This window comes from Streptomyces sp. NPDC004838 (assembly GCF_053600955.1).
Window position 1 is genome coordinate 48,112 of record NZ_JBSGAW010000010.1, and the last position, 18,112, is coordinate 66,223.

Annotated in this window: 17 protein-coding genes and 1 tRNA gene; 11 read left to right on the plus strand and 7 right to left on the minus strand. The window is 72.2% G+C overall.

Going from position 1 to position 18,112, the window contains the following annotated elements; translation table 11 throughout:
• The first annotated feature begins 345 nt into the window (after nucleotides 1–345).
• The 4 genes from ACWEFL_RS13765 to ACWEFL_RS13780 all read left to right on the plus strand — a co-directional run bounded on the left by ACWEFL_RS13765 (nucleotide 346) and on the right by ACWEFL_RS13780 (nucleotide 6,364).
• Nucleotides 346–1,161 (plus strand): FAD binding domain-containing protein, encoded by an 816-nt coding sequence (locus ACWEFL_RS13765; RefSeq protein ID WP_451711616.1) that lies wholly within the window; start codon nucleotides 346–348, stop codon nucleotides 1,159–1,161.
• A complete protein-coding gene (locus ACWEFL_RS13770; RefSeq protein WP_451711277.1) occupies nucleotides 1,158–3,071 on the plus strand; it encodes a 2Fe-2S iron-sulfur cluster-binding protein in 1,914 nt (637 codons plus the stop codon). Before ACWEFL_RS13765 ends, ACWEFL_RS13770 begins: the two co-directional genes overlap by 4 nt.
• Nucleotides 3,068–5,392, plus strand: coding sequence for a xanthine dehydrogenase family protein molybdopterin-binding subunit (locus ACWEFL_RS13775; RefSeq protein ID WP_451711279.1), 2,325 nt, complete (start codon nucleotides 3,068–3,070; stop codon nucleotides 5,390–5,392). The genes ACWEFL_RS13770 and ACWEFL_RS13775 overlap by 4 nt, the downstream gene beginning before the upstream one ends.
• 429 nt (nucleotides 5,393–5,821) lie before the next feature.
• On the plus strand, nucleotides 5,822–6,364 hold the full coding sequence (locus ACWEFL_RS13780; RefSeq protein ID WP_451711281.1) for an AAA family ATPase: 543 nt from the start codon (nucleotides 5,822–5,824) through the stop codon (nucleotides 6,362–6,364).
• Between the two features lie 164 nt (nucleotides 6,365–6,528).
• On the opposite strand, the gene ACWEFL_RS13785 is transcribed toward ACWEFL_RS13780, so the two are convergent.
• Nucleotides 6,529–6,603: transfer RNA gene (locus tag ACWEFL_RS13785), tRNA-Cys, on the minus strand.
• 170 nt (nucleotides 6,604–6,773) lie between these two features.
• Between ACWEFL_RS13785 and ACWEFL_RS13790 the strand changes: the two genes are divergently transcribed.
• The 7 genes from ACWEFL_RS13790 to ACWEFL_RS13820 all read left to right on the plus strand — a co-directional run bounded on the left by ACWEFL_RS13790 (nucleotide 6,774) and on the right by ACWEFL_RS13820 (nucleotide 13,114).
• Nucleotides 6,774–8,273, plus strand: coding sequence for an MFS transporter (locus ACWEFL_RS13790; protein WP_451711283.1), 1,500 nt, complete (start codon nucleotides 6,774–6,776; stop codon nucleotides 8,271–8,273).
• Nucleotides 8,274–8,305: 32 nt separating this feature from the next.
• Nucleotides 8,306–8,503, plus strand: a complete 198-nt coding sequence (locus ACWEFL_RS13795; RefSeq protein WP_451711285.1) for an Arc family DNA-binding protein — start codon at nucleotides 8,306–8,308, stop codon at nucleotides 8,501–8,503.
• The gene (locus ACWEFL_RS13800; RefSeq protein WP_451711287.1) at nucleotides 8,503–8,871 is read left to right on the plus strand and encodes a type II toxin-antitoxin system death-on-curing family toxin; all 369 of its coding nucleotides are present in this window, start codon (nucleotides 8,503–8,505) and stop codon (nucleotides 8,869–8,871) included. The genes ACWEFL_RS13795 and ACWEFL_RS13800 overlap by 1 nt, the downstream gene beginning before the upstream one ends.
• A 200-nt stretch (nucleotides 8,872–9,071) precedes the next feature.
• A complete protein-coding gene (locus tag ACWEFL_RS13805; RefSeq protein ID WP_451711289.1) occupies nucleotides 9,072–10,862 on the plus strand; it encodes a DEAD/DEAH box helicase in 1,791 nt (596 codons plus the stop codon).
• Nucleotides 10,863–11,270: 408 nt separating this feature from the next.
• On the plus strand, nucleotides 11,271–11,912 hold the full coding sequence (locus ACWEFL_RS13810) for an IclR family transcriptional regulator (protein ID WP_451711290.1): 642 nt from the start codon (nucleotides 11,271–11,273) through the stop codon (nucleotides 11,910–11,912).
• 53 nt (nucleotides 11,913–11,965) lie between these two features.
• Nucleotides 11,966–12,202 carry a type II toxin-antitoxin system VapB family antitoxin gene (locus tag ACWEFL_RS13815; RefSeq protein ID WP_451711292.1) on the plus strand — a complete coding sequence of 79 codons (237 nt, stop codon included), beginning with the start codon at nucleotides 11,966–11,968 and terminating at the stop codon, nucleotides 12,200–12,202.
• A gap of 123 nt (nucleotides 12,203–12,325) precedes the next feature.
• On the plus strand, nucleotides 12,326–13,114 hold the full coding sequence (locus ACWEFL_RS13820) for a S16 family serine protease (protein WP_451711294.1): 789 nt from the start codon (nucleotides 12,326–12,328) through the stop codon (nucleotides 13,112–13,114).
• A gap of 87 nt (nucleotides 13,115–13,201) precedes the next feature.
• On the opposite strand, the gene ACWEFL_RS13825 is transcribed toward ACWEFL_RS13820, so the two are convergent.
• The 6 genes from ACWEFL_RS13825 to ACWEFL_RS13850 form a co-directional block, all read right to left on the minus strand.
• Nucleotides 13,202–13,423 carry a hypothetical protein gene (locus tag ACWEFL_RS13825; protein WP_451711296.1) on the minus strand — a complete coding sequence of 74 codons (222 nt, stop codon included), beginning with the start codon at nucleotides 13,421–13,423 and terminating at the stop codon, nucleotides 13,202–13,204.
• Nucleotides 13,420–14,166: an ArsR/SmtB family transcription factor gene (locus ACWEFL_RS13830; protein ID WP_451711298.1), complete on the minus strand. Its 747-nt coding sequence runs from the start codon at nucleotides 14,164–14,166 to the stop codon at nucleotides 13,420–13,422. Before ACWEFL_RS13830 ends, ACWEFL_RS13825 begins: the two co-directional genes overlap by 4 nt.
• Nucleotides 14,167–14,279: 113 nt before the next feature.
• A complete protein-coding gene (locus tag ACWEFL_RS13835; protein ID WP_451711300.1) occupies nucleotides 14,280–15,254 on the minus strand; it encodes a glycine betaine ABC transporter substrate-binding protein in 975 nt (324 codons plus the stop codon).
• Between the two features lie 2 nt (nucleotides 15,255–15,256).
• The gene (locus ACWEFL_RS13840; protein WP_451711302.1) at nucleotides 15,257–16,117 is read right to left on the minus strand and encodes an ABC transporter permease; all 861 of its coding nucleotides are present in this window, start codon (nucleotides 16,115–16,117) and stop codon (nucleotides 15,257–15,259) included.
• Nucleotides 16,114–17,307, minus strand: a complete 1,194-nt coding sequence (locus tag ACWEFL_RS13845) for a betaine/proline/choline family ABC transporter ATP-binding protein (RefSeq protein WP_451711619.1) — start codon at nucleotides 17,305–17,307, stop codon at nucleotides 16,114–16,116. The genes ACWEFL_RS13840 and ACWEFL_RS13845 overlap by 4 nt, the downstream gene beginning before the upstream one ends.
• 151 nt (nucleotides 17,308–17,458) lie before the next feature.
• Complete coding sequence (locus ACWEFL_RS13850) at nucleotides 17,459–18,106, minus strand: ABC transporter permease (protein ID WP_451711304.1); 648 nt, start codon at nucleotides 18,104–18,106, stop codon at nucleotides 17,459–17,461.
• Nucleotides 18,107–18,112: the final 6 nt, after the last annotated feature.

Below are 18,112 nucleotides of genomic sequence, written 5' to 3' on the forward strand. Positions count from 1 at the left end.
GCCCGAACGTGGAATACCGTCCTTGACTCCCCAGGGGACAAGTCGCACAAGTGACGCCTAAACAGGGGAATCCACATCCACCGCCGATGGTGCGCCGAAACGGGGCACCGGCATGGCAAGGGCACATCCGTAACGGATGTGCCCTTCGTGGACCCTCTCACCGGTCGGCTCGGAAGATGTGCCAGAGTTGCCACGTCCGCGCTGTGAGCACGTACGGTACGGCAACACAGGCGGGATGGCCGGACACCGGGAAGGGGCAGCTGGGTGACCACGAAGGCACAGCGGACATCGCGTTCGGTGACGCTGCCGGTTTCGCTCGACGAGGCCGTGGCGGCGTTGGCCGCCATGCCCGCCGCGGTGCCGGTCGCCGGGGGCACCGATCTCATGGCCGCCGTCAACAAGGGCCAGCTCAGGCCCGCGGGACTCGTCGGCCTCGGCCGCATCAGCGAGATCCGCGGCTGGCGCTACCAGGACGGGCACGCGCTGCTCGGCGCGGGACTCACCCACGCCCGGATGGGACGGCCCGACTTCGCCGCCCTCATCCCCGCGCTGGCCGCGTCCGCGCGCGCGGCCGGACCGCCCCAGATCCGCAACGCGGGCACCCTCGGCGGCAACATCGCCTCCGCCGCGCCCACCGGCGACACCCTGCCCGTGCTCGCCGCCCTGGAGGCGGAGCTGATCATCGCGGGCCCCGGCGGCGACCGCCGTGAGGTCCCCGTCTCCCATCTGCTGGCGGGCCGTGACATGCTCGCCCCCGCCGAACTCATCGGCTATGTGCGCGTGCCCCTGCTGCACGCTCCACAGGTCTTCCTGAAGGCGACGGGGCGGACCGGCCCCGGCCGCGCCACGGCGTCCGTCGCGGTCGTCCTCGACCCGCAGCGGCGCGGCGTGCGCTGCGCCGTCGGCGCCATCGCGCCGATGCCGCTCCGCCCGCTTCAGGCGGAGCGCTGGATCGCCTCGCTGATCGACTGGGACGGCGAGCGCGGGCTCGCGGGAGAGGCGCTGGCGGCCTTCGGCGAGTACGTCGCCGCCGCCTGCATCCCCGACCCCGAACCGGCCCCGCCCGGCGAGGAGCAGCAGGTGCTGCCGCCCGCCGTACTGCATCTGCGGCGCACCGTCGCCGCGCTGGCCCGGCGTGCACTGGGGAGGGCGCTGTCGTGAGCAACGAGGAGAACCCGCAGGGACGCCCGGCCGAGGGGCGGGGGTTCCCGCCCGAGCACGGCGGCTGGCAGCCCACGCCTCAGGGCGAGTACGACGCCGAGGCCACCGCCTTCGTGCAACTGCCCCCCGAGGACGCGCTGCACGCTGCGCCTCTGGAGGCTCCGGGCCATGGCTATGTGCCGCCGATGATCCTGCCGCTGACGCCCGCGGCCGATCCGCAGGTTCCCCAGGGGATGCAGGGGATGGGCGGCGCGTGGCCGCCGCCGGGGACCGAGGACCCCCGCGCGCGGGACGCGCACGCGCACGATCCGTATCCGTACGCCGACCGATCCGCGCACCCCGACCACCGGCACCCTGACCACCGGCACCCCGACCGTCCGCACCCCGATGACCCGCACGCCACGGGACAGTGGGTCTTCGCGGAGGCCGAACAGCCGCCCGCGCCCGCCACGGATGTGACCGGCCAGTGGACGATCCCCGTGGCGCGCGGCGATCTGCCCGAGGAGACGGGGGAGTTCACCGCCTCCATGCTCCAGGCCCAGTGGAACTCCGCGCCCGCGACCCTGCCGGGCGGAGCCACGGCGCCCTGGGCCGCCGAGCCCCCGGCGACGCTGCCGGGCGGGGCTCCCGCGCCCTGGGCTCAGGAGGCCCGGCAGGAGCCGTCCGGGACCCCGCCACAGGCGGGCGCGCCCGCACCCGCGACGGCGGAACCCCCGACGCATTCCGAGCCCGCTGCGCATCCTGAGCACCCGGCGGATCCTGAGCACCCGGCGGATTCCGCGCCCCCGGCGCACCACGGGCATCCGGAGCCCGCGGACTCCGGGGAGCCGGGGGAGTCCGCGGAGAACCCCGAAGCAGCCGCGACTGCCGAAGCAGCCGTAGCCGCCGCGATCCCGGAAGCCGCCGCGCCCGCCGCGACCTCCGTAGCCGACGAAGGGGCGGCGGTTCCGGCCGCCGAGGCCGCGCCCGCCGCGGAGCCCGCCGAGCGGGCCGCCGCCGATGAGCCCCCGGCCGAGCACGCGCCCGCTGCCGACCCGGTGGACGAGGACCAGGCGGACACGGCCACCGAGGCCGGGGAACGCGCGCATGAACCCGCCGCCGCGGAAGCCACGGCGAGCGCGGGGGAGCACCCCGAGGAAGGCGCGGCAGCCGAGGAAGGCGCGGGGGAGTCCGCCTCCGCCGACGCCGGAGCCGCCCCGGAGCCGCAGCCCGAACAGCCCGCCGAGCCGCACCCGGAACCGCACGCCGAGTCGCCCACCGAGCCGCAGCCCGACGAACAGCCCGCCGCCGTCGCCCCGGCCGTCGAGGAGCACCCGCCCACCTCGTACGTCCTGCGCGTCAACGGCACCGACCGGCCCGTGACCGACGCCTGGATCGGCGAGTCGCTGCTCTACGTCCTGCGCGAGCGCCTCGGCCTCGCCGGGGCCAAGGACGGCTGCTCCCAGGGCGAGTGCGGCGCGTGCAACGTCCAGGTCGACGGCCGGCTCGTCGCCTCCTGTCTGGTCCCGGCCGCCACCGCCGCCGGCTCCGAGGTGCGCACGGTCGAAGGGCTCGCCACCGACGGCGAACCCTCCGACGTGCAAAGGGCCCTGGCGGCCTGTGGAGCCGTCCAGTGCGGCTTCTGCATCCCCGGCATGGCGATGACCGTCCACGACCTGCTGGAGGGCAACCACAGCCCCACCGAGCTGGAGACCCGCCAGGCCCTCTGCGGCAATCTCTGCCGCTGCTCGGGCTATCGCGGAGTGCTCGACGCGGTACGGGAGGTGGTCGCCGAGCGCGAGGCGAGCGCGGCGGCAGCGGCGGAAGCACAGGAAGCAGGAGCGACCAGTACGGAAGGTCGCATTCCGCACCAGGCGCCGCCCGGTGCGGGTAGTGTGCAGGCCCACCCGCATGACGGAGGCATGGCGTGAGCAACGACGCGGCCACCACCGCGACGCCCCGACCGGCGGGCGCCCCCGGTCGGCCGGGAGAGCCCGAGCAGCCCGCCCACGGCCTCGGAGCCTCCCTCCCCCCGGCCGACGCGCGGGCCAAGACCGAGGGCACCTTCCCGTACGCCTCCGACCTATGGGCCGAGGGTCTGCTGTGGGCGGCGATCCTGCGCTCCCCGCACCCCCACGCGCGTATTACCGCGCTCGACACCTCGGGCGCGCTGGAGATGCCGGGCGTACGAGCCGTCGTGACCCACGAGGACATCCCCGGCGACAGCGCGTACGGCAGGCGGATCGCCGACCGTCCCGTCTTCGCCTCCGAACTCGTCCGCCACCACGGCGAGGCGATCGCCGCGGTCGCCGCCGACCACCCCGACACGGCCCGGCTCGCCGCCGCGGCCATCGCCGTCGAGTACGAGGTGCTCGAACCGGTCACCGACCCGGAGAAGGCGTTCGCCGCCGAACCCCTCCACCCCGACGGCAATCTGATCCGCCACATCCCGCTGCGCTACGGCGACCCTGACGTCGTCGGCGAGGTCGTCGTCGAGGGCCTCTACCGCATCGGCCGCCAGGACCCCGCCCCCATCGGCGCGGAGGCCGGCCTCGCCGTGCCCCGCCCCGACGGCGGCGTGGAACTGTACGTCGCCTCCACCGACCCGCACACCGACCGCGATCTGGCGGCGGCCTGCTTCGGTCTGGAGCCCGACCGGGTGAAGGTCGTCGTGACGGGCGTCCCCGGCGCGACCGGCGACCGGGAGGACCCCGGATTCCAGCTCCCCCTCGGCCTGCTGGCCCTCCGGACGGGCTGCCCGGTCAAACTGACCGCCACCCGCGAGGAGTCCTTCCTCGGCCACGCCCACCGCCATCCCACCCTGCTGCGCTACCGCCACCACGCCGACGCCGAAGGCCGTCTCGTCAAGGTCGAGGCGCAACTGCTGCTGGACGCGGGCGCGTACGCCGACTCCTCCTCCGAGTCCCTCACGGCGGCCGTCGCGTTCGCCTGCGGTCCCTATGTGGTGCCGCACGCCTTCATCGAGGGCTGGGCCGTCCGTACGAACAACCCCCCGTCCGGCCATGTGCGGGGCGAGGGCGCGATGCAGGTGTGCGCCGCGTACGAGGCCCAGATGGACAAGCTCGCCGTCAAACTCGGCCTCGACCCCACCGACATCCGGCTCCGCAACGCCCTCGCGACCGGCGACATCCTCCCCACCGGCCAGACGGTCACCTGCCCGGCCCCCGTCGCCGAACTGCTCCAGGCCGTACGGGACTTCCCCCTCCCCGCCCTGCCGAAGGACTCGCCCGAGGACGACTGGCTCCTCCCCGGCGGCCCCGAGGGCGCGGGCGAGCCGGGCGCCGTCCGTCGGGGTGTCGGCTACGCCCTGGGCATGGTCCATATGCTCGGCGCCGAGGGCGCGGACGAGGTCTCCACGGCCACCGTCAAGGTCCACGACGGCGTCGCCACGGTCATCTGTGCGGCCGTCGAGACCGGCTCGGGCTTCACCACCCTCGCCCGCCAGGTCGTCCAGGAGACCCTCGGCATCGAAGAGGTCCACGTCGCCGCCGTCGACACCGACCAGCCCCCGGCCGGACCGGCGGCCCACAGCCGCCACACCTGGGTCTCCGCCGGCGCGGTCGAGCGCGCCGCGAAGATGGTCCGCACCCAGCTCCTCCAGCCGCTGGCACACCAGTTCGGCATGTCGACCGAGCTGCTCCAGATCGCCGACGGCAAGATCACCTCGTACGACGGGGTCCTGTCGGTGACGGTGATGGAGGCGCTCGACGGCAAGGAGCTGTGGGCCACCGCCCAGTGCCGTCCCCACCCGACCGAGCCGCTCGACGAGTCCGGACAGGGCGACGCCTTCGTGGGCATGGCCTTCTGCGCCGTACGCGCGGTGGTGGACGTGGACATCGAACTGGGCGCGGTCCGGGTGGTCGAGATGGCGGTCGCCCAGGACGTGGGCCGGGTGCTGAACCCGGCCCAGCTCGCCGCCCGTATCGAGGCGGGCGTCACCCTCGGCGTCGGCACGGCCCTCACGGAGAACCTCCGTACGGCCCGAGGTGTCATCCGCCGCCCCGACCTGACGGGCTACGCCCTCCCGACCTCGCTGGACGCCCCGGACATCCGCATCGTGAAGCTGGTGGAGGAACGCGACGTCGTCGCCCCCTTCGGCGCGAAGGCGGCGAGCGCGGTCCCGGTCGTCACCTCCCCGGCGGCGGTCGCGGCGGCCGTCCGGGCGGCGACGGGCCGCCCGGTCAACCGTCTCCCGATCCGCCCCCAGGCCGCGGTGGCGCCGAACAACTGAGCGCGGCGCGCGTGCCGTGGTCCGGGGCCGCCGGGCCGGCCGTGGTCGTGCCGCGTCCCGCGTGCCGACGGTTCCGGCGACCCGCGCCCGCCGCGAGACGCGAGGCGGCACCCGTCCCGGAGTGGTGCCGGGCGGGTCTGTGCGTGAAGCGGGTCGGCGTACGAAACGGATCCGCGTACGGCACAAGTCCGCGCACGAAGCGGGTCGGCGCACGAAGCGGGTCGGCGTACGACGTCGGCCCGCGTGATCCGAACGGTTCACGCGCGCGTGACCCTGCTCCGACCGCCACGCGCGCGTGGCCTCGCTTCGGCCAGGCACCTCGCCCAGAGGGCCGACGACCGGAGCCCCCGCCTCCCCTCGTTTCCGCACCCTCCGGGCCCGCGTCAATCCGGTTGAGCCGCTGCGGCTCGCCCGCCTACCGTCCCCGTCATGACCGATCCCCTGCGCGCCGCCGCCGTCCTCATCACCGGAATCATGGCCTCCGGGAAATCCACCGTCGCCCAGGCCCTCGCCGAGCGCCTTCCCCGAGCCGCGCATGTCCGCGGGGACGCCTTCCGACGGATGATGGTCTCCGGGCGCGCCGAGATGACCTCCGACGAGGCGGACGAGGCGATGGCCCAACTGCGCCTGCGCCACCGGCTCTCCGCGACCGCCGCCGACCTCTACGCGGAGGCGGGCTTCACGGCGGTGGTCCAGGACATCGTCATCGGCGACGCACTGCCCTCGTACCTCGCCCTCGTCCGGACCCGCCCGCTGTACGTGATCGTCCTCGCCCCGGGGCCGGACGCCGTCGCCGCCCGCGAGGAGGGCCGGGCGAAGACCGGCTACGGGGGCGGCTGGACGGTCGAGTCCCTCGACGCCGTCCTGCGGGAGCGGACCCCGAGGTTGGGACTGTGGCTGGACACCGGCGAGCTGACCGTGAAGGAGACGGTGGACGCGATTCTGTCGGGCCTTGAGCAGGCGCGGATCTGACGGCGCGTACGAGTACGGGCCCGGTCGTCCGTCGCCCGATCCGGGCCTTGCGGCCTTTCGGGCGCGGCTGCCGGGTGCCGGGCTGCCGGGCCGGGCGGCCGCACATCCGGCCGGGGGTCCGGCGCTGGTCCCGCCCCGACTGGTCGCCGGGGCGGGTCGCGTACTGGAGGCCGTGACCGGAATCGAACCGGTGTAGCTCGTTTTGCGGACGAGTCCCTCAACCACTCGGGCACACGGCCGTGTGCTTTCCACTGACTCGAACCTAGGCAGCCGGATCCGTGGGGCCAAGGGAATGCCGCGTGCCGCAATACGACTGCCATACGCCGTTCACAGTCGTACGACCATGGGACCAGTCCGAGCCCGTCCAGCGACAGGGTTCACGGCGCTCTGCGCCCCTTACCCTTGGGCCATGACCGCCCTCGAACCCCGGGATGCCGGGGGTACACCGCCGATAGCCGACCCACCCCCGCCCGCACGGCCCGAGTCGCCCGACTCGCCCGAGTCGTCGGCAGGGGAGCGGACGGGGATCCTCGGGCGGGAGTACCGGGCGCTCAGCGTCGGGATCATCGCCGTCGTGCTGCTGATCGCGTTCGAGGCGACCGCCGTCGGGACCGCGATGCCCGTCGCGGCGCGGGAGCTGAACGGCGTGGCGGTGTACGCCTTCGCCTTCTCCTCGTATTTCACGACGAGCCTCTTCGCCATGGTGCTCTCCGGGCAGTGGGCCGACCGGGACGGGCCGCTGAGGCCGCTCGCCGCGGGGATCACCGCCTTCGGGTCGGGGCTGCTGCTCTCCGGGACCGCCCAGACGATGTGGATGTTCATCCTGGGGCGGGCCGTGCAGGGGCTCGGCGGCGGGCTGGTGATCGTGGCGCTGTACGTGGTCATCAGCCGCGCCTACCCGGAGCGGTTGCGGCCCGTGATCCTCGCCGCGTTCGCCGCCAGCTGGGTGATCCCGTCCGTCGTCGGACCGCTGGCGGCCGGCACGGTCACCGAACAGCTCGGCTGGCGGTGGGTCTTCGTCGGCATCCCGGTACTCGTCGTCTTCCCGCTGGCGCTGGCGCTGCCCGCGATCCGGCGCATGGCGTCCGGGCCGGCGGACCCGGACGCGCCGAGGCCGCTGTTCGACGGGCGGCGGATCCGGCTGGCGCTCGGCATCTCGGTGGGCGTCGGGCTGCTCCAGTACGCCGCCCAGGACCTGAAGTGGCTCTCTCTGCTCCCCGCCGCCGCCGGAGCGGCCCTGATGGTGCCCGCCGTCCTCGGGCTGCTGCCCAAGGGCACCTACCGGGCCGCCCGGGGCCTGCCGTCCGTCGTCCTGCTGCGGGGCATCGCCGCCGGGTCCTTCATCGCGGCGGAGTCCTTCGTACCGCTGATGCTGGTCACCCAGCGCGGGCTCTCCCCGACGATGGCCGGACTCTCCCTCGCGGCGGGCGGGCTGACCTGGGCGCTCGGCTCGTACCTCCAGTCCCGGCCGCGCATGGAGCCGTACCGGGAGCGTCTGATGACGATCGGCATGGTGCTGGCCGCGACGGCCATAGCGGGCGCGCCGAGCGTGCTGATCGAGTCGGTGCCGGTGTGGATCGTCGCCGTCGCCTGGGGCGTCGGCTGCCTCGGCATGGGCATGGTGATCGCCTCGACGAGCGTGCTGCTGCTCAAGCTGTCCGCGCCGGAGGAGGCGGGCGCGAACTCGGCCGCGCTCCAGATGTCGGACGGCCTCTCCAACGTCATGCTCCTCGCGGGCGGCGGCGCGGCGTTCGCCGCCCTCGGCGGCGGTTCGGTCGCGGGCCACGGGGTCGCGTCGGCGGACGGTTCCCACCCGGCGGCCTTCGCGGCCGTCTTCCTGCCGATGGCGGCGGTGGCCTTGGTGGGGGCGTGGGTGGCGACGAGGGTGGGGGCGCGGGAATCGCGGTGACACCGATTGGTACCATGCGGTACCGTCGGTTCATGGCTGGTCTGAATGTCAGGTTCACCGAAGAAGAGCTCACGGCCTTGCGGGAGCGTGCGGAGGCGGAGGGGCGAAGCATGCAGTCCTTCGCGCACGACGCGGTCGTCAGAGCCGTCAACGAACATGAACGGCTGTTCAACGAAGCGGCCGAGCATGTGCTGAATGTGAGCGAGGAGCTGAACCGGAGGCTCGCCTGATGCGGTACCTGACGCTCTCCGAGCTGTTGAACCTCGCGGATAGGCTCGGGGCACCGGATGTCCGGGACTACGGCCTCCTCGACTCGGCGCTCGCCCGGCCCCAGTCGAGTGTCTTCGGTCAGGACGCCTACCCTGACGTCTGGCACAAGGCTGCGGCGCTGATGGAATCGATCGCCCGCAACCATGGGCTCGTCGATGGGAACAAGCGCCTCGCTTGGTATGCCACCTGGGTCTTTCTGCACTTGAACGGGCATCCGCTGGACGCGGCCTTCGATGTGGACACGGCCGAACAGTTCGTCCTGGAGGTCTGCCAGGGCGGGTGCGACGTGCCGAAGATCGCGGCACGGCTTCCGCTGTTCGCCCGCTGACGCCTCGCGGTGCGAGGGCGATGTGAACTCCCTCGCACCCGCGACCGCTCCGGCCCCGTCCGACCCGGTACGGCGCGATCGCACCGGTAGGGTGGCCCGGTTGTCATACCCGCGACCCGTCACTTCCGTGACCCGTCACACCCGATGTGTCACTCCCGTGACACCCGAGCCCCGCCCGGACGAGCGCCGAACCGGAGACCGTGACTACTACCGCCTCCCACTCCCACCACCTCTCACCCGCCTTTCCCGGCCGCGCCCCCTGGGGCACGGCCGGCAAGCTGCGCGCCTGGCAGCAAGGGGCCATGGAGAGATACCTCCAGGAGCAGCCGCGCGACTTCCTCGCCGTCGCCACCCCCGGCGCCGGCAAGACCACGTTCGCGCTCACCCTCGCGTCCTGGCTGCTGCACCACCATGTCGTGCAGCAGGTGACCGTCGTCGCGCCGACCGAGCATCTGAAGAAGCAGTGGGCCGAGGCGGCGGCGCGGATAGGGATCAGGCTCGACCCCGACTACAGCGCGGGGCCGCTCAGCAAGGAGTACCAAGGGGTCGCCGTGACGTACGCGGGCGTCGGCGTACGGCCCATGCTGCACCGCAACCGCTGCGAGCAGCGCAAGACGCTGGTCATCCTGGACGAGATCCACCACGCCGGTGACTCCAAGTCCTGGGGCGAGGCGTGCCTCGAAGCCTTCGACCCGGCGACCCGGCGGCTCGCCCTGACCGGTACGCCCTTCCGGTCGGACACCAACCCGATCCCCTTCGTCACGTACGAGGAGGGCAACGACGGCATCCGCCGTTCCGCGGCCGACTACACGTACGGATACGGCAACGCGCTCAGCGACGGCGTCGTGCGGCCCGTCATCTTCCTCTCGTACAGCGGCAACATGCGCTGGCGCACCAAGGCCGGCGACGAGATCGCGGCGCGGCTCGGCGAGCCGATGACCAAGGACGCCGTCTCGCAGGCGTGGCGCACGGCGCTCGACCCGCGCGGGGAGTGGATGCCGAACGTCCTGCGCGCCGCCGACCAGCGGCTGACCGAGGTCCGCAAGTCCATCCCGGACGCGGGCGGTCTGGTCATCGCCACTGATCAGGACTCGGCCCGCGCGTACGCCAAGCTCCTGCGCGAGATCACCGGGACCTCCGCGACCGTCGTCCTCTCCGACGACTCGGGCGCGTCGAAGCGGATCGACGAGTTCAGCGAGGGCCAGGACCGGTGGATGGTCGCCGTCCGGATGGTGTCGGAGGGCGTCGACGTGCCGCGGCTGGCCGTCGGCGTGTACGCCACGACCATCTCCACGCCCCTGTTCTTCGCGCAGGCCGTGGGCCGTTTCGTACGGTCGCGCAGGCGCGGTGAGACGGCCTCCGTCTTCCTGCCGACCATCCCGATGCTCCTCGGCTTCGCCAACGAGATGGAGGTCGAGCGCGACCACGTCCTCGACCGGCCGAAGAAGGACGGCGAGGAGGATCCGTACGCCGAGTCCGAGAAGGAGATGGACGAGGCCAACCGGCAGGAGGACGAGGACACAGGAGAGCAGGACACGCTGCCCTTCGAGGCGCTGGAGTCCGACGCGGTCTTCGACCGGGTGATGTACAACGGCGCCGAGTTCGGGATGCAGGCGCACCCCGGCAGCGAGGAGGAGCAGGACTACCTCGGCATCCCCGGCCTCCTCGAACCCGACCAGGTGCAGATGCTGCTCCAGAAGCGGCAGGCTCGGCAGATCGCGCACAGCCGCAAGAAGCCCGACGCGGAGGCCGATCTGCTGGAGCTGCCCGCCGAGCGGCGGCCGGTCGTCTCGCACAAGGAACTGCTGGAACTGCGCAAGCAGCTCAACACGATGGTCGGCGCGTACGTCCACCAGAGCGGAAAGCCGCACGGGGTCATCCACACCGAGCTGCGGCGGGTGTGCGGCGGGCCGCCGAGCGCGGAGGCGACGGCCGGGCAGATCCGGGAACGGATCAAGAAGGTGCAGGAGTGGGCCACGCGGATGCGGTGAACCGGGTCGGTCGGCCGGGGCGGTGAACCGGGTTGGTCAGCCGAGGTGGTGAACCGGGTCGGCGGGCCGGGCCGGTGTGCCGGGTGGCCGGTCCCTGACGCGGTTCCGGATCCGGCCCGGAACCCGATGGGCCCGTGGGCTTCCGATTCCCCACACACGCTTCATGGTCAAATCGGCGCAAAGCGGGCTCATTTCGTATCAGTATGACCGGATTCTGGACGAGGTCTTCCGCTGAGCGAACCTGAGTGGTTACTGTCCCCGGAAATGCCAACGCCCCGTGGCAGCAGCGCCGCGGAGCGCAGCCGGTGTGCCATGGCCTACCGGCGGCCTCTGGGTGCGTCGCCGATGGGACCGGCGTCGCGACAACCGCGAGCGTCCGCCGTCACTCACTCCGAAGGAGGGGGCGTCGTGACCGCGGAGACCTCCCAGACGCTTGACCGGGGACTGCGTGTCCTCAAGCTGCTCGCCGACACCGACCACGGGCTGACCGTCACCGAGTTGTCCGGCAAGCTCGGTGTCAACCGGACGGTCGTCTACCGTCTGCTCGCCACGCTTGAGCAGCACGCCCTCGTCCGCCGCGACCTCGGCGGACGGGCCAGGGTGGGGCTCGGCGTACTGCGCCTGGGCCGCCAAGTCCACCCCCTGGTCCGGGAAGCCGCGATGCCCGCGCTGCGGTCACTCGCGGAGGACATAGGCGCGACCGCCCACCTCACCCTCGTCGACGGCGCGGAGGCGCTCGCCGTCGCCGTCGTCGAACCGACCTGGACCGACTACCACGTCGCCTACCGCACGGGCTTCCGCCACCCCCTGCACCGCGGCGCGGCGGGCAAGGCGATACTCGCGGCCCGCCAGGGCAACCCGAACGACCCCGGCTACACCCTCACCCACGGCGAGTTGGAGGCGGGCGCGAGCGGTGCCGCCGCGCCGCTCGTCGGAGTGACCGGCATAGAGGGCAGCGTCGGCGTCGTCATGCTCGCGGACTCGGTCCCCGAACGGGTGGGCCCCCGCGTGGTCGACGCGGCCCGCGAGGTGGCCGACGCGCTGCGCTGACGCGCTCGGGGGCGTGAGCACTATGAGCCGGGCATCGTGAGGGAGTCGTTCACATGGCGAAGATCGTCATCGACCTCGACGAGGACATGGTCGCCGAAGCCATGCGCATCTTCGGCACCAGGACGAAGGCGGAGGCCGTGCGTCTTGCCATGGAGGATGCCGTCAAGCGCCACCTGCGGCAGGAGTTCTTCGACGCCATGGACGCCGGCGAGCTCGACTTCAGCGAGATCATCGAGTCCACCGGCCAGTCCGCCGAATGGGTCGTCCCGCCCGGCACCGCCGACCGCTGAGCTTCCGACTGTGTCCCGTTCCTGGTCCGTACCGGCCGCCCGCGTCGGTCGTCCGCGCCAGACGCCGTGCCCACCGTCCGCACCGGGCGACAGGGCCCGCCCGTGCCCGGATAGATTGACACCGTGCTCTCCCGCCTCACACGTGCCCAAGCGATCCTCCTCAGCGCCGTGCCCGTCGTCGCGCTGCTCGCCGTCGTCGCGTTCGCGCCGCTGCCGTTCGTCATCGCCCAGCCCGGCACCACCGCGAACGTTCTGGGGGAGGTCAAGGGGACGCCGGTGATCTCGATCACCGGAGCGCCGGTGCGGAAGCCCTCGGGGGCGCTGCGCATGACGACCATCCTCGCGACCGGGCCGTCCGCCGATGTGGACGTGGAGGACGTGGTGGACGGCTGGTTCCGCGGCGACCGCTCCGTTCTGCCGCGCGACTCCGTCTATCCGTCGGGGAAGTCCGACAAGCAGGTCGAACAGGTCAACCTGAAGGCGATGCGGGAGTCGCAGCACGAGGCGACGCGGGCCGCGCTCTCGTATCTCGACGAGGATCCGGCCAAGGTGAAGGTCGAACTGAGGCTCGCGGACGTCGGCGGCCCCAGCGCGGGGCTGCTGTTCTCGCTCGGCATCGTGGACAAACTCGACGGTGACGGCGCCGGCGGCGATCTGACCGGCGGCCGGGTCATCGCCGGTACGGGCACGATCACCGCCGACGGGGAAGTGGGCGAGGTCGGCGGGGTCTCCCTGAAGACGCAGGCCGCCAAGCGGGACGGGGCGACCGTGTTCCTCGTGCCGAAGGGGGAGTGTTCGGACGCCCGGTCCGAGCTGCCCAAGGGCCTGCGGCTGATCCCCGTGACGACCCTTGAGGGCGCGGTGGAGTCCCTCCGGGCGCTGGAGAAGGGCGGCAAGGTCCCGGCCTGCTGAGCCCGCGTCACCCGTCTCGTACGGGGTGGGGCGAGCCGTTCCGACTCGCGCGTCGCGCCGCCCGGACCAAGCCCGGCCCGCCCCCGTTCATGCCGCCTGTGAACGCGGCACAGCCCGGCGGTGCTCCTTCTGCACCAGGCGCAGTCCCACCTCCACCAGCGTCCAGCCCAGTCGGGTACGCAGTTCGGGGCGCGGCGGAGACGGGGCCCGGACGCTCCGTGCCAGGCGGGCCGCGTCCGCCTCCGCGCGCAGGCGGCGGGATCGCTCGGCGTGGAGCCGCAGAAGTATCTCGGGGTGGTCGCCGGTCATCGCCCCTCGTCCTCTCCGGAGTCGGCGTGGGTTCCCGCCTGGGTTCCTGCGCGGGTGTCCGGGGCGGCGTCGGCGCGCGGGAAGGAGTGCAGATGCACCCGGAACCTCGCGGCGTCCGTCGCCTCGGGGGCCGGCTCCGCCTCCCGGTAGCTCTCGATCAGTTCGTGCACCTTCTCGTTCAGCTCAAGGGCCTGAGCGGGCGTCAGCCGGAGCGTGAAGTTGCTCAGGTCGGAGCTGCGCCGCCATGCGTCGGACCACTCGTGCGCCGTGCCGAGCCAGGTGCCGACCTCCTCCGTGTGGAGCCTCGCCACCTCGTGGATGTAGAGGTCGGCGGCTCCCCGTACGGCCGGATCCGGGTCGACGGAGAGGGAGTGGTCGACGCTCGTCCCCTCCTCCGACGCCTTCCACCACCGCTCCCGGCCCCTGCCCCGCTCGGGATCGTCCTCGACGAAGCCGTACGCGGCGAGCCGGCGCAGGTGGTAGCTGGTCGCCCCGCTGGACTCGCCCAGCCGCTCGGCCAGCCCGGAGGCGGTCGCGGGCCCGTGGTGGCGGAGCGCGTTCAGCAGCCGGATGCGCAGGGGGTGGGCGAGGCCCCGCAGGGTGCGCGGATCGAGGGGGCGGTAGGTGCTACCGCCGCGGGACGACCGGCGGTCTCGTCCTGCGGCAGCGGCGCGGTCACCGCCGCCGTGCGCGGGTTCGCCCTCTCGGCGGGGCTCGGTTCCGGGTTCGGCAGGTTCGGGCATGATGCAAAGGTATCTTTGCAGAGGATGCGTTGCAAGGGTTCCTTTGCATTCGCTTCTCGGCGTGCGTACCTCTCGGTGTCCCCCACCCGCCCTCGCCCCTCCGGCCGCCCCCGCTACCCCTTCTTGATGAACCCCTCCGCGATCAGCCAGTCCTTCGCCACCTCGTGCGGGTCCTCTCCCGCCACGTCCACCCGCGCGTTCAGCTTCTGCGCGACCTCGGTCGTCAGCCGTGCGCTCAGCGGATTCAGCAGCTCGGCGATCACCGGCCACTTCTCGATCGTCGCGCTGTGGATCTCCGGCGCGGCGTTGTAGTTGGGGAAGAAGTGCTTGTCGTCCGCGAGCGTGTCCAGGTTCATCGCCTTGATCCGGCCGTCCGTCGTGTACACCTCGCCGAGCAGACAGGAATCGGACTTCGACACCTGTGTGTAGATGATCCCGGCGTCCATCTTCTTGATGTTCCCCGCCGGGATCCGCATGCCGTACGCCTTCTCCATGCCCGGCAGACCGTCCTCGCGGGACGCGAACTCGTTCTCCACGCAGATCGTCACGGCCGAGGGGTTCTTCGCCGCCAGCGCCGCCACGTCGGAGAGTGTCTTCAGCCCGTATTTCGCGTTGTTCTTCTTGCTGATCGCGAGCGAGTAGGTGTTGTCGAGCGTGGACTGCGGCAGCCAGGTGACTCCGTTCTTCCGATCGGCGTCCCGCACCGCCCGCCACTGCTCCCGCGGATCGGCGATCGGTTTCTGCTTGCCCTGATAGGTGATCCAGGCCGTGCCGGTGTACTCGTACATCGCGTCCGCGTCGCCGTTCACGACGGCCTCGCGCGCGCTGATGGACCCCGGCAGATTCGTCCGGTCCAGCACCTCCGCGCCGGCCGCCTTGAAGATCAGGCCGATCATCTGGCCCAGGATGATGTTCTCGCTGAAGTTCTTCGAGGCGACCGTCAGGGACGCGCCCTTGAGGGGCTCGCCCCGGCCGACCGAGCCCGGCTCGACGTCGTCCACCATCGGGGAGCCGCTCTTGAGCCCGCAGCCGGTCAGCAGGACCAGCCCGGCGAGCAGCAGAGCCCCCTCGCGGGTACGGAAACGCATCATCATGCCTCCAGCCCGCGCGGCGTCAGCGTCAGCTCGGCCAGCGACGCCAGCCAGTCCACCAGCAGCGCCAGCGTCACCGTCAGCACCGAGCCGAGGACGAGGACCGGCATCCGCTGGGTCTGGATGCCCGAGGTGATCAGATCGCCGAGTCCGCCACCGCCGCCGAAGGTCGCCAGGGTCGCGGTGCCCACGTTCAGTACGAGCGCGGTCCGCACCCCCGCCAGGATCAGCGGCACGGCCAGCGGCAGTTCGACCTTCACCAGCGAGCCGAGCGCGGACATCCCGATCCCGCGCGACGCCTCCACCAACCGCGGGTCGATCGCCCGCAGCCCCGCCACCGTATTGGAGAACACCGGCAGCACCGCGTAGACGACCATGCCCACGATCGCGGTGGACGGACCGATGCCGAGCCAGATCACCAGCAGCGCCAGCAGACCGATCGCCGGGGTCGCCTGGCCGATGTTGGCGAACGCGGTGACCACCGGGGCGGCCTTGGCCAGCCCCCGCCGGGTGAGCGCGATCCCCAGCGGGATCGCGATGATCAGCACCCAGAAGGTGGAGATCGCGGTGAGCCGGATGTGCTGCCACAGCCGCAGCCGCACATTTCCGCCGGCCAGGGAGTTCCGGGCGATCGCGTCGAGATGGACGTTGTCGATCCACACGTAGGTGATCAGCAGGGCGACCGCCACCACGGCCGGCAGGAACACCAGCTTCCGCCAGGTGATCCGGCGCACGGGAGCCTTCGGGGGCGGTGGGGGCGCTTGCTCCGCCCGGCCCAGTGCCTCGTCGCCGTCGCCGCCCGTATCGCCGAAAACGGGATCCGCGACCTGTCCGGGCGACCGCCCGGCACCCGGGCTCACTCCCCGCCCTCCTGCGCCGTCTCGGTCTGATGCGCGCGCAGTCCCTCCAGATCGTGCCGGTGCTCGATGGCGGCCAGCCGGTCGGCTTCGAGGAGTTCGTGTACGGAGTTCATCAGCGTCTCCATGTCCACCACCCCGATGAACTCCCCGCGCCGCCCGGTCACGGCGACCCGCCCGCCCGAGTCGGTGAGCACCGCTTCCAGGGCGTCCCGCAGGGTCGCGTCCCGCGTGACGGTGTCGTGCACCAGTTGCCCGGCGCGCGCCAGCGAACCCCTGGCACGCATCAGATCGCCGCGCCGCAGCCATTTGTACGGACGGGCCCGCCTGTCCAGCAGCAGCAGTTCGTTGTGGTGCCCGGTCCGCAGCTTGTTGAAGATCGACTGGAGCGGGTCGTCCACCGTGACGGTGGGGAAGTCCGCGATCTCCACATCCCGTACGCGGCTGAGATTGAGTCTCTTCAGCGCCGCACCCGCGCCGACGAACCCGGAGACGAAGTCGTCGGCCGGATTGGTGAGGATGGCCTCCGGAGTGTCGAACTGGGCGATGTGCGAACGCTCCCGCAGGACCGCGATCCGGTCGCCGAGCTTGATGGCCTCGTTGAAGTCATGGGTCACGAAGACGATGGTCTTGTGCAACTCGTGCTGAAGTCTGATCAGTTCGTCCTGAAGGTGATCGCGGGTGATCGGATCGACGGCCCCGAAGGGCTCGTCCATCAGCAGTACGGGAGGGTCGGCGGCGAGCGCCCGCGCCACGCCCACCCGCTGCTGCTGCCCGCCGGAGAGCTGGCGCGGATAGCGGTCGTGGAACTCCCTCGGGTCGAGGCCCACCAGATCGAGCATCTCCTCGACGCGCTCCCGCACCCGCGACTTCGACCAGCCGACCATCTTCGGCACCAGCGCGATGTTCTCCGCGACCGTCATGTGGGGGAAGAGCCCGGAGGACTGGATCGCGTAGCCGACCTTCCGCCGCAGCTTCACCGGGTCGATGCCGGTGACGTCCTCGTCGCCGATCCTGATCCGGCCGGACGACGGCTCGATCAGCCGGTTGATCATCTTCAGCGTGGTCGACTTCCCGCAGCCCGACGGGCCGACGAAGATCACCGTCTCGCCCGGCTTGATCTCCATCGAGACGTTGTCCACGGCGGGATTCGGACTGCCCGGATAGCGCTTGGTGAGATTCTCCAGCTCGATCCCCGCACCCGTGTTCCGGGTGGTTCCGGCACCACCCGGGCCGCACGCACCACCGGCACCGCCCGTGCCCCCTGCGGCCGTCTTCCCGGTGGTCCCGTCCGTCGTCGGGGCGGCGTCCGGACCGCCCGTGGTCCGGGTGGTTCCTGAAGCCTCAGTCACGGATCCCCCTCGGGATGGTCAGCCGTCCCAGCAGTACGTACGCGGCGTCGAAGAGCAGGGCGAGCACGACGATCCCGAGGGTCCCCGCCAGCACCTGGTTGAGCGCGTTGGCGCTGCCCAGCGAGGCGATGCCGCGGAAGATCTCATTGCCGAGGCCGGGCCCGGAGGCGTACGCGGCGACCGCGGCGATGCCCATCAGCATCTGGGTGGAGACCCGGATCCCCGTGAGGATCGGCGGCCACGCCAGCGGCAGCTCCACCCGCATCAGCCGGGCCGTACGGGACATCCCGATGCCCTTCGCCGCGTCCACCAGCGAGGGATCGACCCCGCGGAGCCCCACGACGCAGTTGCGGACGATCGGCAGCAGCCCGTACAGCGTCAGGGCGATGACGGTCGGCGCCACCCCGAGGCCCACCAGCGGGATCAGCAGGCCGATCAGGGCGAGGGAGGGGACGGTGAGCATCGTGGCCGTGGTGGTGACGGCGAGATCGCCCCCCACCGTGCTGCGGTAGGTCAGCGCGCCGAGCGCGATGCCCAGCACGGTGGCGATCACCATGCACTGAAAGACGACGCTGGCGTGCTGAAAGGCATCCGTGAGCAGTTGCTGGTGACGCGTCACCAGATACTCCCAGAAGCTCACTCGCCC